General features: G+C 71.1%; 22 protein-coding genes. 8 read left to right on the forward strand and 14 right to left on the reverse strand.

Annotated features, from left to right (window positions below):
• Positions 1 to 5: 5 nt before the first annotated feature.
• From NAG42_RS33710 to NAG42_RS33735, 6 genes are read right to left on the reverse strand one after another with little or no spacing between them, the layout of a single operon-like run.
• Positions 6 to 413, reverse strand: coding sequence for a Fur family transcriptional regulator (locus NAG42_RS33710; protein ID WP_250036017.1), 408 nt, complete (start codon positions 411 to 413; stop codon positions 6 to 8).
• Positions 410 to 757, reverse strand: a complete 348-nt coding sequence (locus NAG42_RS33715) for an ArsR/SmtB family transcription factor (protein ID WP_250036018.1) — start codon at positions 755 to 757, stop codon at positions 410 to 412. Before NAG42_RS33715 ends, NAG42_RS33710 begins: the two co-directional genes overlap by 4 nt.
• A gap of 6 nt (positions 758 to 763) precedes the next feature.
• The gene (locus NAG42_RS33720) at positions 764 to 1,633 is read right to left on the reverse strand and encodes a metal ABC transporter permease (RefSeq protein WP_250036019.1); all 870 of its coding nucleotides are present in this window, start codon (positions 1,631 to 1,633) and stop codon (positions 764 to 766) included.
• Positions 1,633 to 2,412 (reverse strand): metal ABC transporter ATP-binding protein, encoded by a 780-nt coding sequence (locus tag NAG42_RS33725; RefSeq protein WP_250036020.1) that lies wholly within the window; start codon positions 2,410 to 2,412, stop codon positions 1,633 to 1,635. Before NAG42_RS33725 ends, NAG42_RS33720 begins: the two co-directional genes overlap by 1 nt.
• Positions 2,412 to 3,323 (reverse strand): metal ABC transporter substrate-binding protein, encoded by a 912-nt coding sequence (locus NAG42_RS33730; RefSeq protein WP_250036021.1) that lies wholly within the window; start codon positions 3,321 to 3,323, stop codon positions 2,412 to 2,414. Before NAG42_RS33730 ends, NAG42_RS33725 begins: the two co-directional genes overlap by 1 nt.
• Before the next feature lie 48 nt (positions 3,324 to 3,371).
• Positions 3,372 to 3,632, reverse strand: coding sequence for a DUF6703 family protein (locus NAG42_RS33735; protein ID WP_250036022.1), 261 nt, complete (start codon positions 3,630 to 3,632; stop codon positions 3,372 to 3,374).
• Positions 3,633 to 3,666: 34 nt separating this feature from the next.
• On the opposite strand from NAG42_RS33735, the gene NAG42_RS33740 reads away from it, so the two are divergent.
• The 3 genes from NAG42_RS33740 to NAG42_RS33750 all read left to right on the forward strand — a co-directional run bounded on the left by NAG42_RS33740 (position 3,667) and on the right by NAG42_RS33750 (position 5,971).
• Complete coding sequence (locus tag NAG42_RS33740; RefSeq protein WP_250036023.1) at positions 3,667 to 4,008, forward strand: antibiotic biosynthesis monooxygenase family protein; 342 nt, start codon at positions 3,667 to 3,669, stop codon at positions 4,006 to 4,008.
• Positions 4,009 to 4,025: 17 nt separating this feature from the next.
• Positions 4,026 to 4,520: a hypothetical protein gene (locus NAG42_RS33745; protein WP_250036024.1), complete on the forward strand. Its 495-nt coding sequence runs from the start codon at positions 4,026 to 4,028 to the stop codon at positions 4,518 to 4,520.
• 71 nt (positions 4,521 to 4,591) lie between these two features.
• Positions 4,592 to 5,971 carry a glycine--tRNA ligase gene (locus NAG42_RS33750; protein ID WP_250036025.1) on the forward strand — a complete coding sequence of 460 codons (1,380 nt, stop codon included), beginning with the start codon at positions 4,592 to 4,594 and terminating at the stop codon, positions 5,969 to 5,971.
• Here the strand turns inward: NAG42_RS33750 and NAG42_RS33755 are convergent.
• A complete protein-coding gene (locus NAG42_RS33755) occupies positions 5,968 to 6,453 on the reverse strand; it encodes an XdhC family protein (RefSeq protein WP_250036027.1) in 486 nt (161 codons plus the stop codon). The two genes, NAG42_RS33750 and NAG42_RS33755, sit on opposite strands and share 4 nt — an antisense overlap.
• A 222-nt stretch (positions 6,454 to 6,675) precedes the next feature.
• On the opposite strand from NAG42_RS33755, the gene NAG42_RS33760 reads away from it, so the two are divergent.
• Complete coding sequence (locus NAG42_RS33760) at positions 6,676 to 7,299, forward strand: Abi family protein (protein ID WP_250036028.1); 624 nt, start codon at positions 6,676 to 6,678, stop codon at positions 7,297 to 7,299.
• Between the two features lie 11 nt (positions 7,300 to 7,310).
• Here the strand turns inward: NAG42_RS33760 and NAG42_RS33765 are convergent, their stop codons facing one another.
• Positions 7,311 to 7,775: a hypothetical protein gene (locus NAG42_RS33765; RefSeq protein ID WP_250036029.1), complete on the reverse strand. Its 465-nt coding sequence runs from the start codon at positions 7,773 to 7,775 to the stop codon at positions 7,311 to 7,313.
• Positions 7,776 to 7,830: 55 nt separating this feature from the next.
• Between NAG42_RS33765 and dusB the strand changes: the two genes are divergently transcribed.
• Entirely contained in the window at positions 7,831 to 8,949 is a 1,119-nt protein-coding gene (gene dusB / locus NAG42_RS33770) for a tRNA dihydrouridine synthase DusB (RefSeq protein ID WP_250036309.1), read from the forward strand.
• Here dusB and NAG42_RS33775 read toward each other — a convergent pair whose 3' ends face one another.
• The 6 genes from NAG42_RS33775 to NAG42_RS33800 form a co-directional block, all read right to left on the reverse strand.
• On the reverse strand, positions 8,950 to 10,026 hold the full coding sequence (locus NAG42_RS33775; RefSeq protein WP_250036030.1) for an MFS transporter: 1,077 nt from the start codon (positions 10,024 to 10,026) through the stop codon (positions 8,950 to 8,952).
• Between the two features lie 57 nt (positions 10,027 to 10,083).
• Positions 10,084 to 11,166, reverse strand: coding sequence for a DUF2786 domain-containing protein (locus NAG42_RS33780; RefSeq protein ID WP_250036031.1), 1,083 nt, complete (start codon positions 11,164 to 11,166; stop codon positions 10,084 to 10,086).
• Between the two features lie 70 nt (positions 11,167 to 11,236).
• The gene (locus NAG42_RS33785; RefSeq protein ID WP_250036032.1) at positions 11,237 to 11,608 is read right to left on the reverse strand and encodes a hypothetical protein; all 372 of its coding nucleotides are present in this window, start codon (positions 11,606 to 11,608) and stop codon (positions 11,237 to 11,239) included.
• Positions 11,609 to 11,679: 71 nt separating this feature from the next.
• Complete coding sequence (locus tag NAG42_RS33790) at positions 11,680 to 12,168, reverse strand: roadblock/LC7 domain-containing protein (RefSeq protein ID WP_250036033.1); 489 nt, start codon at positions 12,166 to 12,168, stop codon at positions 11,680 to 11,682.
• Between the two features lie 36 nt (positions 12,169 to 12,204).
• Positions 12,205 to 13,299, reverse strand: coding sequence for a DUF4388 domain-containing protein (locus NAG42_RS33795; protein WP_250036034.1), 1,095 nt, complete (start codon positions 13,297 to 13,299; stop codon positions 12,205 to 12,207).
• 10 nt (positions 13,300 to 13,309) lie between these two features.
• On the reverse strand, positions 13,310 to 13,657 hold the full coding sequence (locus NAG42_RS33800) for a hypothetical protein (protein WP_250036035.1): 348 nt from the start codon (positions 13,655 to 13,657) through the stop codon (positions 13,310 to 13,312).
• Between the two features lie 325 nt (positions 13,658 to 13,982).
• Here NAG42_RS33800 and NAG42_RS33805 point away from each other — a divergent pair, with 325 nt between their 5' ends.
• Genes NAG42_RS33805 through dnaG form a run of 3 tightly spaced genes read left to right on the forward strand, consistent with a single transcriptional unit; the run spans position 13,983 to position 17,448 of the window.
• Entirely contained in the window at positions 13,983 to 14,336 is a 354-nt protein-coding gene (locus NAG42_RS33805; protein ID WP_250036036.1) for a VOC family protein, read from the forward strand.
• A gap of 29 nt (positions 14,337 to 14,365) precedes the next feature.
• Positions 14,366 to 15,580: a deoxyguanosinetriphosphate triphosphohydrolase gene (locus NAG42_RS33810; RefSeq protein WP_250036037.1), complete on the forward strand. Its 1,215-nt coding sequence runs from the start codon at positions 14,366 to 14,368 to the stop codon at positions 15,578 to 15,580.
• A gap of 11 nt (positions 15,581 to 15,591) precedes the next feature.
• On the forward strand, positions 15,592 to 17,448 hold the full coding sequence (dnaG, locus tag NAG42_RS33815; RefSeq protein WP_250036039.1) for a DNA primase: 1,857 nt from the start codon (positions 15,592 to 15,594) through the stop codon (positions 17,446 to 17,448).

Here is a 17,448-nt window from a genome sequence, read left to right on the forward strand (position 1 = left end):
TCAAGCTATCGGTGAGCGGCGCAGTCCGGGCACGTCCCGAAGATCTCCATCGTGTGCGAGACGTTGACGTAGCCGTGCCGGCTCGCCACCTTGTCGGCCCACGACTCGACGGCCGGGCCCTCGACCTCGACCGCGCTGCCGCAGTCGCGGCACACCAGATGGTGGTGGTGGCCCTGGCTGCACCGGCGATAGAGGTGCTCGCCACCCGGCGGGCGCATCACGTCGATCTCGCCGGCGTCGGCCAGCCCCTGGAGCGTGCGGTAGACCGTGGTCAGGCCCACCCGCTCGCCGCGTTCGCGCAGCCGGGCGTGCAGCTCCTGGGCGCTGTAGAAGCCCTCGGCGTCGGCCAGCACGGCACTGACCGCGGTGCGCTGTTTGGTGTTGCGCTGCGCGACGTTCTGTTCGGCGCTCATGAGCGAACCTCCCTCGCGTGACTGACCGCGTCGGCGACGATGTGCGCGACGTGATCGTCCACCAGCGAGTATGCGATCTCCCGGCCCCGGCGCGCACCCCGCACCACGCCGGCCCCCCGCAGCACCCGCAGATGCTGGGAGACCAGCGGCTGCGGCGCGCCCAGCTTCTCCACCAGCTCATGCACGCAGCGCTCACCGGCGCCCAGCTCGGCCACGATCGCGACCCGGATCGGCGCGGACAGGGCGCGCAGCAGCTCACCGGCGGACTCGTACGCCTCGTATCCGCTCGGCCTGGTCGTCGTCGGACCGGCCGGCGGGCGGGGTCCCTCGGGCGTGGTTCTCATCGGACCTCAGACCTCTTGCAGGACGACGTCGGGGGGTTCGACCTCGCGCACCGGGTGGGCGCGCCGCCGGACCACGCGCCAACCGGCGGCGCCGATGGTGATCGCGACGAAGACGGCCAGGGCCAGGATGACGGTGGTCGCGCCGGGCGGGGTGTCGGCCTCGGCCGAGACGACGACACCGGTGCCCGCCGCGACCAGCCCGATCGCCATCGCGGCGGCCATCGTGGTGCGGAAACCGCGGGTCACCTGCTGCGCCGCGGCGACCGGGATGACCATCAGGGCCGAGACGAGCAACAGGCCCACCGTACGCATGGCGATCGTCACGGTCACGGCGGTGGTGATCGCCATCAGGATGTTGAGCGCCCGCACCGGCAGACCGCTGACCCGCGCGTACTCCTCGTCGTTGCAGACCGCGAACAGGGCCGGCCGGAAGGCCAGCATGGCGATCAGCACCGCCGCCCCGAGCACCGCGATCACCGCGATGTCGGCCGGCGACGTGGTGATCAGCGAGCCGAAGAGATATTGCACCAGGCTGTTGCTGCTGGCGTCGTCGGACAGCGCGACCAGCACCACGCCGCCCGCGATGCCGCCGTAGAACAGCAGGGCCAGCGCCAGGTCGCCTGACGTGCGGCCCCGCTCGCGGATCAGCTCGACCCCGACCGCGCCGACCGCCGCCACGATCACCGCGCTGATCACCGGGGACTGGTTGAGCAGCAGGCCCACGCCGACACCGGTGAGCGCGACGTGACCGATGCCGTCACCGATCAGCGACAGGCGGCGCTGCACCAGATAGATGCCGAGTGCGGGCGCGGCCAGGCCGATGATGAGGGCACCGGCCAGGGCTCTCATCATGAAGTCGTACTGGAAGAGGTCCATCAGCCGGCCGCGATCCGGTCGGTGGGGGCCACGCAGATGCCGGTCGCCTGGGGCACGGCGTGCGGGTGCACGTGGTCGTGGCCGGGCTCGGCGTGGTGGCCGGCCGGCTCGGGCGGCGGGCCCACGTGGGCGACCCGGCCCTCGTGCACCACGACTGCCCGGTCGATCAGCGGGCGCAGCGGGCCGAGCTCGTGCGCGACCAGCAGGATCGAGCCGCCGCCGGCCTGGAAGCGGCCCAGCGCGGCGGCGAACGCCTCCTGGCTGCCCGCGTCCACCCCGGCGGTGGGCTCGTCGAGCACCAGCAGGTCGGGCCGGCCGGCCAGGGCGCGGGCGATGAGAGTGCGTTGCTGCTGGCCACCGGAGAGCGTGGTCACCGGGTCGTTGATCCGGTCGAGGAGGCCGACGGCGGTCAGCGCGTCGTGCACCGCGGTCTTGTCGGCGGCGCCGGGCCAGCGGAAGATGCCGCGGCGGGCCAGCCGGCCGGACGCGACGATCTCGCCCACCGTGGCCGGGACACCGCTGCCGGCGCCCAGCCGCTGCGGCACGTAACCGATGCGGGCCCAGTCGCGGAACCTGCGCTGCGGCGTGCCGAACAGGTCGATCTCGCCCCGGGTGAGCGGGGTGAGCCCGAGGATCGTCCGGATCAGGGTGGACTTGCCGGAGCCGTTGGCCCCGAGGATCGCCACTACCTCACCCGCGCCCAGCTCGAACGAGACGTCGTGCAGGATCTCGCGGCCGTCGTAGCCGACCGCGGCGTGGCGCACCGTCACGACGCTCATCACGAACACCCCAATCCGGTGGTCAGCGCGGTCAGGTTCTGCCGCATGACACTGAAGTAGTCACCCTGGTCGTCCACGAGGCCCTCCAACGGGTCGAGGACAGCCGTCCGGGCGCCGACCTCCCGGGCGATGGTCTCGGCCACCGCCGGGCTGACCAGGGTCTCGAAATAGATCGTGGTGGTGCCGGTCTCCCGGGCCTCGCGGGCCACGGCGGCGAGCCGCTGCGGTGAGGGCTCGGCCTCGGGGTCGATCCCCGAGATACCCACCTGGTGCAGGTCGTAGCGCCCGGCCAGATAAGCGAAGGCCGTGTGGCTGGTCACCAGCTCGCGCCGCTCGCAGGTCTCGAGGCCCGCGGTGAACTCGCCGTTCAGCGTGCCCAGCTCGGTGACCAAGGCCTGGGCCCGGGCGCGGTAACCGGCGGCGTGACCGGGGTCGACCTCGGCCAGGCGCTCACCGAGCTTCCCGGCGATCGTGGCGAAGCGCACCGGGTCGAGCCAGACGTGCGGGTCCTCACCGCCCTCGGCGGTCTCGTGCTCGTGGCCGTGCTCGTCCTCGCCCCCGGCCGGCAGCAGCGGGACGACCGACGCGGCGTCGAACGCCTTGTCCTCGGCCTCGAGGTCGATCGCCTTGTCGACGGCTGGTTGGAAACCCTTGATGTAGACCGCGAGGCCGGCCTCGGCGACGTCACCGACCTGACGCGGGGTGAGCTCGATGTCGTGCGGCTCGGCCCCCGGCTTGGTGAGGTTCGTGACGCTGACCACGTCGCCTCCGATGCGCTCGCTGAGGAACTGCAGCGGATAGAACGCCGTGACGATCTCGAACTTCCCGTCGGCCGTCGTCCCGCCCGCCGGCCCGCCGCAGCCCGCGAGGGCAGCGGAGACGAGCAGGGAGGGGAGCAGGCCGCGGCGCATACGACCACTCTCTCCGAGAATGACAATGATTGTCAAAACCGCATGTGTCTAGAGCGCCTTGGCCACCACCACGGCGATGAGCAGGGCGAGGATCAGCAGGCGAAGCACCCGGGTCGAGGCCGTCTGCACCGGCCATGTCGTGAACGTGAGCGCGGCCAGACCCAGCGCCAGCACGAAGAGCAGCGCGGCACCCACGATGCCGGGCAGGAAGAGGCCGGCGATCATCACCACGAGCGCGGCCACGAACGCCGCCGTCGGGCTCACCCGGGTCAACCGGCGCAGCAGATGGTCGGATGGCGTAGGCGTCACTGAGTCACTCCTCGTCACTGCGTACCCTCGTCGCATGTTGGTGCTCAACCGCTTCGTCGTGCCGCCCGAGACTCAGGACGGCTTTCTCACCCGGGCGCACGCCGCGCTGGCCGCCCTGGCCGAGCGCCCCGGCTATCTGTCCGGCCGGCTGACCCGCGCGCTCGAGGACCCGTCCTGGTGGATCCTGGTCACCGAGTGGGAGTCGGTCGGAGCCTACCGGCGGGCCCTGGGGGCGTTCGACGTCAAGGTGCACGCCACCCCGCTGCTCGCCGAGTCGGTCGACGAGCCGTCCGCTCTCGAGACCCTGGCCTCGGCCGAGCCGGGCGGGACGGTGGTGGTGGCCGAGAGCGACCGGGCCTCTCAACCCTGGCGCTGACGACTACTGTTGACCCCATGACGACGGCGCCTCACGTTCCCGCCCCGCCGCCGGGGCCGGGTGTCCAGCCGCCGTTCCCGGCGCCGCCGGTCGAGGGCAAGGGCAAGCGCCTCGGCCTGAGCCTGGGCATCGGCGCCGGCGTGGTGGTGCTCATCTGCAGTGGGGGCGTGGCCGCGCTGATCGGGCTCGGCTCCTCGGTGCAGGGCGCGCTCAACGAGCAGGCCGAGTCGGCGGTCGACGACTACCTCACCGCGCTCAAGGCCCGGCTCTACGACGACGCGTACGGTCAGCTCTGCGGCCGGGCGAAGCGCGACGAGACCGCCGCGGAGTTCCGCACCCGGGTCGAGGGCGAGCAGCGCATCACCGCTTGGCGGACGGGCACGTTCAACAGCATGACCGGGACGGTGCCGCTCGACGCGACCTACGAGGACGGCCAGACCGAGCAGCTCGAGGCGTCGCTCGACCAGAACACGTCCACGGGTGCGTTCGAGGTGTGCGAGCTCGGGGAGTAATCTCTCCCTTTGTCCTGATCCACCATCCTGATCCTTGGTCCCCGCCGACACCCAGCCGGCGTAGGAGGAACATGCCCGCCGACCGTATCGACTCCGTCGTCAGCCTGGCCAAGCGCCGCGGCTTCGTCTTCCCCTCCAGCGAGATCTACGGAGGAACCCGCTCCGCCTGGGACTACGGTCCGCTCGGCGTCGAGCTGAAGGAGAACGTCCGCCGCCAGTGGTGGCGCACGATGGTGCAGCAGCGTGACGACATCGTCGGTCTCGACTCCGCCGTCATCCTCGCCCGCGACGTGTGGGCCGCCTCCGGTCACCTCGACGCGTTCGTCGACCCGCTGACCGAGTGCCAGTCCTGCCACAAGCGGTTCCGCGCCGACCACCTCGAGGAGGCGTGGGAGGCCAAGCACGGCTCGCCGCCGGCCTCGCTGCAGGAGCTGAACTGCCCCAACTGCGGCAACAAGGGCACCTTCACCGAGCCCAAGATGTTCAACGGCCTGATGAAGACCTACCTCGGCCCGACCGAGAGCGCGGAGGGCCTGCACTACCTGCGGCCCGAGACCGCCCAGGGCATCTTCGTCAACTACAACAACGTGGCCACCGCGGCCCGTAAGAAGCCGCCGTTCGGCATCGCCCAGATCGGCAAGAGCTTCCGCAACGAGATCACGCCGGGCAACTTCATTTTCCGTACGCGTGAGTTCGAGCAGATGGAGATGGAGTTCTTCGTCGAGCCCGGCAGTGACGAGACGTGGCACGACTACTGGCTCCAGCAGCGCTGGGAGTGGTATCTCGACCTCGGGCTCTCCGAGACCAACCTGCGCTTCTTCGAGCACCCGAAAGAGAAGCTCTCGCACTACTCGAAGCGCACAGTCGACATCGAGTACCGCTTCCAGTTCGGCGGCACCGAGTTCGCCGAGCTCGAGGGCATCGCCAACCGCACCGACTTCGACCTGACGACGCACTCCAAGCACTCCGGGGTCGACCTCTCCTACTTCGACCAGGAGAAGCAGGAGCGCTGGGTGCCGTACGTGATCGAGCCGGCGGCCGGCCTCACCCGGGCCGTGCTGGCGTTCCTGCTCGAGGCGTACGACGAGGACGAGGCCCCGAACACCAAGGGCGGCGTCGACAAGCGCACGGTCATGCGCTTCGACCCCCGGCTGGCCCCGGTCAAGGTGGCGGTGCTGCCGCTGTCGCGCAACCCGGAGCTGTCGCCGAAGGCCAAGGGTTTGGCGGCCGACCTGCGCAAGCGCTGGATCGTCGAGTTCGACGACTCGCAGGCGATCGGCCGGCGCTACCGCCGGCAGGACGAGATCGGCACGCCGTTCTGCGTCACGGTCGACTTCGACACGCTGACCGACGACGCGGTGACGGTCCGCGACCGCGACACCATGAAGCAGGAGCGGGTGGCCCTCAGCCAGATCGAGGACTACCTGATCAAGCGCCTGCCCGGCTGCTAGAAGACGAAACCGCCCGGCCGGTCGTTGCGATCGGCGATGAGCCCGGCCAGGGTCGCCAGCGCGATCTCGGCCGGCGTCCGGGCCCTGATGTTGAGCCCGATCGGCCGGTGCACCCGGGCGATCTGCTCCTCCGCAACACCCAGGGAACGAAGGGCCGCCACGTGCGGCCCTTCGTTCTTGGGGTTCCCCATGATGCCGAGGTAGCGCGTCTCGCCGGCCAGAGCCTCGACGAGGATGTCCCCGACCTCCACCCGGTCGTGATCGGTGAGCACGACATCGGTGTGCGAGTCGAGGTTGGCCGCCGCGAGATCCCGCACGAACCGGTCCCCGTGCGGCCGGGGCGTCCCGCGGAGCCGGCTCTCGTCCGGCTCGACCAGCACAGTCTGAAAGCCCAGGTCCGGCGTCAGCCGCAGGATGGCCTCAGCCACCGCCGACTCGAAAACCACCACCAGCCGCCGGCCCGCCCCACGCTCATCGCCCATGCTCCGACTGTGCCAGATCCGCTTCTGTCCACAGGCCGGTCCTGCCTTGATGTGCGACAGGTTGTCGTGCGTCTAGTATGTGGCGGCGTCGGACTCGGGCCGGAAAAGAAGAACCCCGGCCGCATGCCGAGGCAGAGGCTGTCCGGGGTTTCTGCGCCCAGCTTAGCCCACATCGGGGGGAAGGGGCCATGCGATGCACGTGGACCAGCCGAGATGAGGGCGATGACCCGTCGACTCTCACCGGAACGGTTGAGCCCGTATGTCGTTGCCGGAGGTGGTGATATCGCGTCCGGCTTCGATCTCTATGTCTGGAGCGCGGCTCTGTCGGCTGCGCTGGCCACGACGATCGGACACGTCGAGGTGGTCCTGCGGAACGCCATCCACGACAACCTGACGGCATGGTCGATCCGACGATTCGACGAACCGCGGTGGTATCTGGATCCTGGAGGACTTTTACAGCCCCGCCAAGCGGAGGTCATTCGTATCGCGCGACAGCGTGTGAGGCGGCACCGAAGCCTCGACGAGACGCCGGGCAGCGTTGTGGCCGAGCTTCCGTTCGGCTTCTGGCGGGTGCTGCTGGCCGCTCACTACGACGAGTCTCTCTGGCGGCAGATGCTGTTCAAAGTCTTTCCGGGGCAGCGTCGACGGCGTGTCGTTCAAGACGCAGTCGAGGTGCTGCACCTCTCTCGTAACCGGCTCGCGCACCACGAGCCGATGTTCAACCGGCCTGTCGACGACATCCGGCTCACCGCCCTGGAACTCGCCGGATGGATCTGTCCGGTCAGCGGGTCGTGGATCGAGAGGCATTGTTCAGTACGCAGTGTCCTCAGCAGGCGACCGGCGTAGGCAGCCTCTGGTCAGCCGCCGCCGCTGGAGGCGGCTGCGGCGGATTCGGCCTCCCACTTGCTGATGACGACGCCCAGGACGAAGAGCTGCAGGGCCGGGGTGAGGGTGGGGAGCTCGACCTCGACGGTGCCGCCCCAGAAGCTGGCCTTGCGGACCGAGCCGACCCGGGTGTCGCCCAGGACCAGCTCCTCCTCGCTGGCCCAGAAGGATTTGCGGCGGAACTGGTAGGTCTGGCCGTCGGCCGACACGGTCCAGCGCTTGCGCCCCACGCGGTCGGCCGCGGCGACGATGGTGCCGGTGTCGTCCTTCATCGCGTATTTGCTGCCCCAGGCGTTGGAGCGGACCTGGAACCGCCGGCCGTCGAGGGTGAACTCGCCGCCGGTCTTCCAGACCGAGCTGTCCCAGGTGGCGATCTCCCGGCCACGGTCGGTGACCTGATACTTGCTCTTCCAGACGCTGAGCTTCCGGGCCTCCATGCTTTCAGCGTACGGAGAAGGGGCAACTATCCTCGTAGGCGTGACTGCACCGCTCATGCTCGGCGACCACGCCGTGAAACCGCCCGTTGTGCTCGCCCCGATGGCCGGGATCACCAACGTGGCCTTCCGGCGTCTCTGCCGTGAGCAGGGCGGCGGGGTGTACGTGTGCGAGATGATCACGACGCGGGCGCTGGTCGAGCGGATCCCCAAGACGCTGCAGATGATCACGTTCGCCGAGGACGAGGACTTTCGCAGTCTGCAGCTCTACGGCGTCGACCCGGACGTGACGGCCGCCGCCGTGCGGATGGTCGGGGAGGACGGGCTGGCCGACCACATCGACCTCAACTTCGGCTGTCCGGTGCCCAAGGTGACCCGGCGCGGCGGGGGGTCGGCTCTGCCGTGGCGGCGCAAGCTGTTCGGGCGGCTCGTCCATCAGGCGGTCGAGGCGGCGCGGCCCTACGGCATCCCGCTCACGATCAAGATGCGCAAGGGCATCGACGACGACCACCTGACCTACGTCGAGGCGGGCCTGGCCGCCCAGGAGGCGGGCGTGGCCGCGGTGGCGCTGCACGCGCGCACGGCCGAGCAGCGTTACTCGGGCAACGCCGACTGGGACGCGATCGCCACCCTCAAGCAGGCACTCGACGTGCCCGTGCTGGGCAACGGCGACATCTGGGAGGGCTCGGACGCGCTGCGCATGGTCGAGCACACCGGCGTCGACGGCGTCGTGGTCGGGCGGGGCTGCCTGGGCCGGCCGTGGCTGTTCGCCGACCTGGAGGCCGCCTTCACCGAGGGCGCCGACTACAAGCCCGTGCTCCCGGTGCTGGGCGAGGTCGCAAAGATCATGTCGCGGCACGCGGAGCTGCTGGTCGACGCGCTCGGCGACGAGAAGCACGGCTGCGCCGACTTCCGCAAGCACGTGGCCTGGTATCTGAAGGGTTTCCCGGTCGGCGGCGAGCTGCGGCGCCGGCTCGCGATGATCTCGTCGCTGGCCGAGCTGGACGACCTGCTGGAGAAGCTCGACCCGGGCGAGCCGTTCCCCGTCGGCGAGCTGGGCAAGCCGCGCGGCCGGATCAACGCGCCCGGCAAGGTCTCGCTGCCCCACGGGTGGCTCGACAGCCGCGACGACGACATCGTCCCCGAGGGTGCCGAGATGGAGAACAGCGGCGGTTGATCACCGGCGGGCGATCGCGGCGGTGACGAGCAGGGGCACGGCGCACAGGGCGAAGAGCACCGCCAGCGGCAGGTCGACCGCGAAGGCGGCGTAGAGCACGACCGCGAAGACCTCGCCGCCGAAGCCGGCCACCGACAGCACCGTGCTGCGCGCCGGCCCGGTGATCAAGTCCTGCAGGCGGGTCTCGGAGCGGACGATCGAGTATTCGAGCAGTCCGAAGGCCGCCGCGATGACGAGCATGCCGGTCCAGTGCGGGAGGAACGCGCCCGCCGCCACCAGCCCGGCGGCGATCGTCAGGGCGGCCGGCAACGGGAAGCGGCGGGACGCCAGGGCGCTGCCGACGGCCATCGCCAGCGCGGTGGCCGCGAAGAGCAGGGGGACGACGGCCGTCGAGGCGCCCTTGTCCCGCGACAGCAGCGGCAGATATTCGTCGAGCGCGGTGAAGCCCGGCACCAGGGCGGCGACCAGCACAGCGAGGCCCACGCGGCGGTGGGTGACCGACTCCTGGACGCCGGCCCGCAACAGGGCCCAGTAGGAGTCCTCGTCGCCGCCGGCCGCGCGACGTTCCGGCAGCCGCAACGCGAGCACACCGCCGAGCAGCTTGACGGCGATGCTCGAGGCGCCGACCAGGGCGTAGCCACCGGCCTGCCAGGCCGGGCCGGCCACGAGCGTGGCGGCGAGCATGGCCAGGATCGAGAGGGTGTTGGCCCGGCCGGCTATGCGGGCGTATCCGGCTTCGTTCCCGGTGGCCGCCAGTTCGTCGTACAGCAGGGCCTCGAGCGAACCCGACGAGAGCGACCCACCCAGGCCCCACAGCACAAAACCGAGGGCGAAGCCCGGGTACGACGGCCACAGGATCCAGAGCAGGAAGCCGGCCGCCGTCAGCAGCTCACCGAGCGCATACAGCCGCTTGCGGGACCAGGCGTCGGCCAGCGCGCCGGACGGCACCTCGGCTGCGAACGCCACCACCGACCAGATCACGAACAGCGACGAGACCTGGGCCGTCGAGAGTCCGGTGTCCGCGAACAGCAACGCGTACACCGGGTACAGGGGCACACCGTCGGAACAGGCGCGCACCGCATAGAAGGTTCAGCGTCAAGCAGGGGGGCTCATGACCTCATCCTGCCGGACCTGTCAACGCAATTCGGCCTCGTCGGCGGCGGCCCGGCCCGACTCCCACCCCTCGAGGCTGTCGATCCGGCTGCCGCGCGACCGCACCGTACGGGGGAAGGCCTTTTGCATTACCTCGCGGACCCGCAGGTCGCGGTTTCGCAGCACCGGGAGCAGATCCGGGGTCTGCTGGGCGATCTCGTGGCGGGTGGCCGAGGAGAGGCGCTCGCCGATCCGGACCGCATAGGCCACCAGGAAGCTGCGCCGGAACGCCTTGATCCGCGCCTTGCCCTTGGCCGGCTCGTCACGGGCCATCGCCCGGTTGGCCTGCACCAGCAGCGACGTGTAGAGCAGCTCGACCCCGTCGATGTCCGCGTCGAAGCCGAAGACGGTCGAGAAGCCCAGCTCGGGCGACCACACCGTGTGGCAGTGGTTGGCCCGGGCCACCGCGTCGAGCAGGCTGGCCTTCTCGCTCTCGTAGGGGTGGTCGACGCCGATCCGCCGCGCGAACGGCACCACCTCGGCCCGGTTCACGCTGGTCAGAGCCTCGGAGATGCTGTGCCGGGCGATCAGTTCCTGGGCCTTGGCCGAATACGCCTCGGCCTCGGCCGGGAAGTCGGTCGCCTCGGCCTTGGCCAGCAGGGCGCGCACCCGCTCGAGCATGCGGTCGTCCGGCCGATTCACCGAGATCACGGCCTGGGTGCCGGGCGGCGGGATCAGCACCTCGACCGACGGCAGCTGCCGCAGCTCACGGAGCAGTCCCAGCGACGAGTCGAGCAGGGTGATGCGGTCGGGGCGCTTGCCGGGGGCGGGCAGCGAGGCGACCTGCTGCTGCCAGCGCGGATCAACCTCGGCGAACCGGGACGCGTACGCCGCGGCGCCCGAGGCGACCAGCCCGGCCTGCACCGGATCGCCGAGCCGGGCCACCACCCGGTGCAGCTCGGCGGGCTGCCATCCGCCCCGGAAGAGCCGCTCCAGCGCCTCGCGCAACGCCGCGCCGAGCGCCGCGTCGACCTCCGCCGCCGGGGCGACGGTCAGGGCGTCGAGGCCCGCTTCGTAGCCGATCGCGCCGCTCACCACGTCGCGCACGATCTCCGGCAACTGCACAGCTCAGACGGTACAGACGCCGCGGGGAGGGGCCGTGGACGGCCCTCCCCGCGGCGAGCGGCGGGACGCCTCAGACGTCCATGTCGTTCTCGATGCGCTTCAGCTGGTGCCGGGCCATGGCCAGGTTCGACCGGTCGCGACGCAGCGCCACATAGAGGAACAACCCCTTGCCGGCCCGGCTGGTCAGTGGCCGGATCAGGTGATATTGGGTGTCCAGGGTGATGAGGATGTCCTCGATCTTCTCGGTGATGTTGAGCATCTCCATCGCCCGCAGCTTGGCCCGCACCACATCGGTGTTGCCGGCCGCGGCGACCGTCAGGTCGAGTTCCTTGCCGCCGCCGACCGTGCCGAGGGCCATGCCGCTCGTGTGGTCGACCAGCGCGACGCCTACGGCGCCGTCGATCTCCATGATCTCTTTGAGTGCGGTGTCCATGTCGGCCATGGAATTGTCCTCCAGTGCGGTGGGATGGCGGCCCGCTTTCGATGGCGGACCGTTCGAGACGAGCGGGCGGGTCAGCCCGCGGCCTGCCGACGTCGGGCGTTGATCGACAGGGTGGCCATGGGGGTGCGCCGGGTCAGCGGTCCAGCCGGTCCCGGCTGTTGCGGGATCTCCGGCCGCACGAGCGGCTTGTTGTCCAGACGGAGAATGCGGACGAGCCGGCGTACGCATCGGCGCGCTTCGAGATGCACCATCGCGAGGTTCGCGTCGCCGGTCGTGACCAGGGTGAGCAGGGCGTTCGGCCCGGCCGTGTACGAGGTGATGTAGCCCCGGTCGCACTCGACCACCGACTCGCGCAGCTCCCCGTGGCTCACGGCGTGCGCGAAGCGGCGGGCCAGCGCCAGGTGCGCGGCGGCCAGCGCGGCGATGCTGTCCGGCTCGATGCCGTGCGCGTCGTGCGCCACCACCAGTCCGTCGGTGGTGGCCAGCACGCTGCCGGAGAGTTCGTTCAGGCGGCCTCGCAGGCGGTCGAGCTCCTCGAGCACCGCCGGATCCACCGTCATCCTCGGTCACTCCTTCTGCTGGCGGGGGTGCGCGTGTCACCGCAGGGCCCGCAATGCGGTGCGGATGCGCTTGAGCAGGACTTCGTCGGTGCCCTGATGCACCGGCGGGGATTCACCGGCGAGCTCCTTGGGCAGCCGGGCCCCGGGTTTCCGGCGGGCCAGCCGGGGCGGCCGGTAGACCGGCTGGTTGCCGCTGGTCTCGTCGGCCGGCCAGTGGCGCGGCGGATCCGGTGGCGGTTCCGGCGCTGGTTCCGGGGCTGGTTCCGGGGGCGGGGGGATGGATGGTGGTGGCGCGACGATGGCCGGAGCCGGGACCGCCGCGGCCGCCCGGGCCCCGGTGATCACCGGCACCGCCGGGCCGTCCGGCCGCACCACCGGGCGCTGCACGTCGACCGCCGTGCCCCGGGTCCGTGGCATCCGCACGAGCTCGGGTCCCTCGGGCCGCACCTCGGGCAGCTCGATCAGGCCCATCGCGGCCATCCGGCGCAGCTCCTGGATCGTGGCGTAGCCCGCCCGGCCCAGCAGCAGCGCCAGATCGGCCGGCGTGCGCTGGCCGTCCGCGTTCACCAGCAGCTCCCACTGCGGTGCGGTGAGCGTGACCCGCTCGCGCGGCGGGCGCGGCACCGGCGCGACCGGGGACGTGTCGACCCGCGCGTCCGGGAAGATCTCGTCGAGCAGGCGTACCCGGCGGTTCACCTCGCGGTCGACCGCGGCCGGGTCGACGTGCACGACCGGGCCCAGCCAGTGGGTGGCCCCGGCCAGGAACTCGACCGGCGCCGAGGCGGGGGAGAGCGCGAAGTACGCCGCGTCGTAGATCGCACCCAGCACGCAGAGCTCCAGCTCGCCCTGGGTCAGGTGCCCCTGCTCGACCAGCAGCCGCCCGACCCGCGCCGTGGAGGTGCCCAGGTCGAGGGCGTTCTGCCAGGTGCGCGCGGCCAACCGGCCGGACGCGGTGAGCAGCTCACCGACGCCGGGCGCGGCCGGGGACTCGGCGTAGATGACCCGCCCCTCGAGCACGAAGACCGCGCCGCCCGGGTGGCCGCCGACCACCAGCACGCCGCTCGCCCGCTCGCCGGCCACCTGCGTGAGCAGGTGCCCCGGCGAACCGGTCCTCGTGGCTGTCACTGTCATCCCGTCCCCGTTAGGAAGCGACTAGTTCGTCGGCGAGTTTCTGCATGCGGCGGCGGGCCACCGCGAGGTTTCCCTGAACCCGGTCGAGCCAGAGATAGAGCACCAGCCGGCTGTCGAAGTCGGTTCGCAGCATGCGCAGCAGGTGATAACCCGCGGCGGTCGTGATGATCAGGTCTTCGAGCAGGTCGTGCGGCAGGGCCGAGACGTACAGCGCACGGCTGTTCGCGGCCTGCACCACGTCGGCCGTGCCGGCCGCCGCGGCCTCGTGGTCGGAATTCGGTGCGGCTCCCGTCGTGGCGACCGGGAAACCGGTGGTGTAGTCGACGATGCTGGCGCCGACGGCGCCAGGAATCGCCATGGCCTCCTGTAGACAGTGGTCGACGCCGGGCACATCTCTCCTCAGCGCTGCGCTGCTCCCGCCGTGCCGTGCCTCGTTGCCGCGGCCACCGGCGAGCCTCCGGTCGGTTCGGGCTGGGTCACGCCGGACGTGGCCTCGCCTTCACCGTGGGCCATCCTCCGGCCGCGGCCGGAAGGGCAGTCGCACCCGCTGTGCGTCATGGTCGGCCGCCCGGGGGTGTGGCCTCGCGGGGCCGTGTCCCGGCCTCGGTGGGTGCTGTTGCCGACAGGGCACAATCGGCATGGCGGCGTAACATGATCGCCACTTCTCGATGAAGGGACCGTGTATGCCGAGCCAATGGGAGCAGATCGTTGTCGACGCGGAGGACCCCGCCCGGCTGGCCCGCTGGTGGTCCGAGGCGCTCGGCTACGTGATCGTGCACGAGCAGCCCGACGAGGTGGAGATCCGCCGCAGCCGCGAGGAACTGCCCGGCCTGCTCTTCGGCGTGGCCCCGGAGGCCAAGACGGTGAAGAACCGGCTGCACATCGACCTGCGCCCCGACGACCAGGAGGCCGAGGTCGAGCGCCTCGTCAACATGGGCGCCCGGCACGTCGACGTCGGCCAGGGCGAGGTGAGCTGGGTGGTGCTGGCCGACCCCGAGGGCAACGAGTTCTGCGTGCTGTCGTCGAAGCGCGAATAGGCCGGCCGTCGCCGCCTAGGCTTGATCCCATGACGGCGTTCGAGGCCCAGCGCTGGATCCCCGAGCCCGCCAAGGACAGCGGCTACGGGCGTACGCCCTATCAGCGCGACCGGGCCCGGGTGCTGCACTCCGCCGGGTTCCGCCGGTTGGCGGCCAAGACCCAGGTACACACGGCGGGCTCCGACGACTTCCTGCGGACCAGGCTCACGCACTCGCTCGAGGTGGCACAGATCTCCCGCGAGATGGGCGAGCGCCTCGGCTGCGACCCGGACGTGGTCGACGTGGCCGGTCTCGCCCACGACCTGGGCCACCCGCCGTTCGGGCACAACGGCGAGCACGCGCTGCACCAGGTGGCCGAGTCGTGCGGCGGCTTCGAGGGCAACGCCCAGACGCTGCGGGTGCTCACCCGGCTCGAGGCCAAGGTGCCCGGCGCCGGGCTCAACCTGACCCGGGCCTCGCTCGACGCCAGCTGCAAATACCCGTGGCCGCTCGGGCCGGGCCGCCGCAAGTTCGGGGTCTACGCCGACGACCGGCCGGTCTTCGACTGGGTGCGGCCGGCCGAGCTGGGCGAGCGGCGCTGCCTGGAGGCGCAGGTCATGGACTGGGCCGACGACGTGGCCTATTCGGTGCACGACGTCGAGGACGGGGTGCACGGCGAGTACATCAAGCTGCGGCCGCTGCTCGACGACGCCGGCGAGCGGGCCGCCCTGTGCGCCGACGTCGCCGCCACCTATTCCGACGAGCCGGCCGACGAACTGGCCGCCGCCCTCGACCAGCTGCTGGCCGACCCGGTGGTGATCGAGGTCGCCCGATACGACGGCAGCTACCGCGCACAGGTCGCCCTCAAACGGATGACCAGCGTGCTGACCGGCCGTTTTGTCGCCTCGGCGGTCGGCGCGACGCAGAGCCGGTACGGGACCGATCCGGTCCGCCGGTACGACGCCGATCTGATCGTGCCGCGCACTGTTCGTAAGCAGTGCGCCCTGCTCAAGGGCATGGCGTTGCGCTACGTGATGAGGACGCGCGCGGCCGAGGGGTGGTACGAGCAGCAGCGGGTCATCCTGGTCGAGCTGGTGGCGGCCCTCCTGCGTACGCCGGAAGCTCTTGATCCGATCTTCCGACCTCTCTACCAGGAAGCGGAGAGTGATGCCGCGGCACTCCGGGTGGTGATCGACCAGGTGGCGTCGCTCACCGACACGGCCGCGGTGACCTGGCACGGGACCCTGGTGGCAGCCCGGCCCTGAGGCGAGGCAGGATGTATGCCGTGGCGGGCCGGGTCAAGGACGAAGACATCGCGCTCGTCCGCGACCGCACGTCGATCGCCGACATCATCAGCGAGTCGGTGACGTTGCGCTCCGCGGGCGGCGGCAATCTGAAGGGGCTGTGTCCCTTCCACGACGAGAAGACGCCGTCGTTCACCGTCGCGCCCGCCCGCGGCGTCTATTACTGCCACGGCTGCGGGGCCGGCGGTGACGCGATCAAGTTCCTGATGGACGCCGAGCACCTCTCGTTCATCGAGTCGATCGAGCGGCTGGCCTCCCGGTCCGGCATCCAGCTCCGCTACGAGACCGACGGTGCGCCGAGCGGCCCGCGGCCCCAGACCGGTCAGCGCCAGCGGCTGCTCGCGGCGCACGCCGACGCGGCCGACTTCTATCGCGACCAGCTCGGCACCCCGGGGGCGCGCAAGGCTCGCGAGTTCCTGGCCCAGCGGGGCTTCGGGCGCGACGCCGCCGAGCGCTACGGCTGCGGTTTCGCCCCTGACTCGTGGGACGCGCTGGCCAAGCACCTGCGGCAGAAGGGTTACACCGCCGAGGAGCTGAACGCGGCCGGGCTCACCAAACCGGCCCGCTCGGGCTCGCTGATCGACCGGTTCCGCCGCCGTCTGCTGTGGCCGATCCGCGATCTGTCGGGCGACGTGATCGGCTTCGGCGCGCGCAAGCTCTTCGACGACGACGACGGGCCGAAATACCTGAACACGCCCGAGACCCCGCTCTACAAGAAGTCGCACGTGCTCTACGGCATCGACCACGCCAAGCGCGAGATCGCCAAGCGCGGCCGGGCGGTGATCGTCGAGGGCTACACCGACGTGATGGCCTGTCACGAGGCCGGCGAGCCGACCGCCGTGGCCACCTGCGGCACCGCGTTCGGCATCGACCACATCGGCGTCCTGCGGCGGCTGCTGATGGACAGCGACAGCTTCACCGGCGAGATCATCTACACGTTCGACGGCGACGCCGCCGGGCAGAAGGCCGCGCTGCGCGCCTTCGAGGAGGATCAGCGTTTCGTCGGGCGCACGTTCATCGCGGTCAGCCCCGACAACATGGACCCGTGCGAGCTGCGGCTGGCCCGGGGCGATCTCGCCGTGCGCGACATGATCGCCGGCCGCGAGCCGCTGGTCGACTTCGCGCTGCGCCAGACGCTCAAGCGGTTCGATCTCGACACGGTCGAGGGCCGGGTCGAGGCGATGCGCCGCACCGCCCCGCTGGTCGCCAAGATCAAGGACCGGGAGAAAAGGCCCGAGTACGCGCGCAAGCTCGCCGGTGATCTCGGGATGGACCTCGAGCCGGTGCAGCGGGCGGTCAACTCGGCCATCCGCGGTGACGCCGCGGCCGCGTCCGGAGCGCCGGCCCGCCCGGCCGTCGAGGCCCCGCAGCGGCTGGTCGAGCGTGAGGCGCTCAAGCTGGCCCTGCAGGAGCCGGTGCTGGCCGGCCCGATGTTCGACGTGGTCGGCGCCGAGAACTACGCCGACCCGGTCTACCAGTCGATCCGGGTGGCGGTCGACGAGGCCGGCGGGGCGTCCTCGGTGTCGTCGGGCGGCGTGGTCTGGATCGAGAAGGTGCGCGACACGTGCACCGACCTGGCCGGGCAGGGGCTGATCTCCGAGCTGGCGGTCGAGCCGTTGCGGGTCGACGGCGCGGTCGACCCGGTCTATGTCCGCAAGACGCTGGCCCGGCTGCAGTGGGGTGCGGTGACGACCCGGATCCGTGATCTCAAGTCCAAGGTGCAGCGGATGAACCCGGTGGCCAACAAGGACGCCTATCTGGCCCTGGCCGGCGAGCTCTTCTCGCTCGAACAGCAGGCTCGTGCCCTGCGCGAACAAGCGGCAGGTTAA

The organism is Paractinoplanes maris (assembly GCF_023544465.1).
GTDB classification, from domain to species: Bacteria; Actinomycetota; Actinomycetes; order Mycobacteriales; family Micromonosporaceae; genus Actinoplanes; species Actinoplanes maris.

Excerpts from the sequence above, each read along its gene's own strand:
- dnaG (WP_250036039.1), top strand. The coding sequence starts at position 15,592 with ATGTATGCCGTGGCGGGCCGGGTCAAGGACGAAGACATCGCGCTCGTC.
- NAG42_RS33810 (WP_250036037.1), top strand. The coding sequence starts at position 14,366 with ATGACGGCGTTCGAGGCCCAGCGCTGGATCCCCGAGCCCGCCAAGGAC.
- NAG42_RS33750 (WP_250036025.1), top strand. The coding sequence starts at position 4,592 with ATGCCCGCCGACCGTATCGACTCCGTCGTCAGCCTGGCCAAGCGCCGC.
- NAG42_RS33710 (WP_250036017.1), bottom strand. The coding sequence starts at position 413 with ATGAGCGCCGAACAGAACGTCGCGCAGCGCAACACCAAACAGCGCACC.
- NAG42_RS33800 (WP_250036035.1), bottom strand. The coding sequence starts at position 13,657 with ATGGCGATTCCTGGCGCCGTCGGCGCCAGCATCGTCGACTACACCACC.
- NAG42_RS33785 (WP_250036032.1), bottom strand. The coding sequence starts at position 11,608 with ATGGCCGACATGGACACCGCACTCAAAGAGATCATGGAGATCGACGGC.
- dusB (WP_250036309.1), top strand. The coding sequence starts at position 7,831 with ATGCTCGGCGACCACGCCGTGAAACCGCCCGTTGTGCTCGCCCCGATG.
- NAG42_RS33755 (WP_250036027.1), bottom strand. The coding sequence starts at position 6,453 with ATGGGCGATGAGCGTGGGGCGGGCCGGCGGCTGGTGGTGGTTTTCGAG.
- NAG42_RS33760 (WP_250036028.1), top strand. The coding sequence starts at position 6,676 with ATGACCCGTCGACTCTCACCGGAACGGTTGAGCCCGTATGTCGTTGCC.
- NAG42_RS33765 (WP_250036029.1), bottom strand. The coding sequence starts at position 7,775 with ATGGAGGCCCGGAAGCTCAGCGTCTGGAAGAGCAAGTATCAGGTCACC.
- NAG42_RS33745 (WP_250036024.1), top strand. The coding sequence starts at position 4,026 with ATGACGACGGCGCCTCACGTTCCCGCCCCGCCGCCGGGGCCGGGTGTC.
- NAG42_RS33730 (WP_250036021.1), bottom strand. The coding sequence starts at position 3,323 with ATGCGCCGCGGCCTGCTCCCCTCCCTGCTCGTCTCCGCTGCCCTCGCG.
- NAG42_RS33795 (WP_250036034.1), bottom strand. The coding sequence starts at position 13,299 with ATGACAGTGACAGCCACGAGGACCGGTTCGCCGGGGCACCTGCTCACG.
- NAG42_RS33805 (WP_250036036.1), top strand. The coding sequence starts at position 13,983 with ATGCCGAGCCAATGGGAGCAGATCGTTGTCGACGCGGAGGACCCCGCC.
- NAG42_RS33740 (WP_250036023.1), top strand. The coding sequence starts at position 3,667 with ATGTTGGTGCTCAACCGCTTCGTCGTGCCGCCCGAGACTCAGGACGGC.
- NAG42_RS33715 (WP_250036018.1), bottom strand. The coding sequence starts at position 757 with ATGAGAACCACGCCCGAGGGACCCCGCCCGCCGGCCGGTCCGACGACG.
- NAG42_RS33790 (WP_250036033.1), bottom strand. The coding sequence starts at position 12,168 with ATGACGGTGGATCCGGCGGTGCTCGAGGAGCTCGACCGCCTGCGAGGC.
- NAG42_RS33725 (WP_250036020.1), bottom strand. The coding sequence starts at position 2,412 with ATGAGCGTCGTGACGGTGCGCCACGCCGCGGTCGGCTACGACGGCCGC.
- NAG42_RS33720 (WP_250036019.1), bottom strand. The coding sequence starts at position 1,633 with ATGGACCTCTTCCAGTACGACTTCATGATGAGAGCCCTGGCCGGTGCC.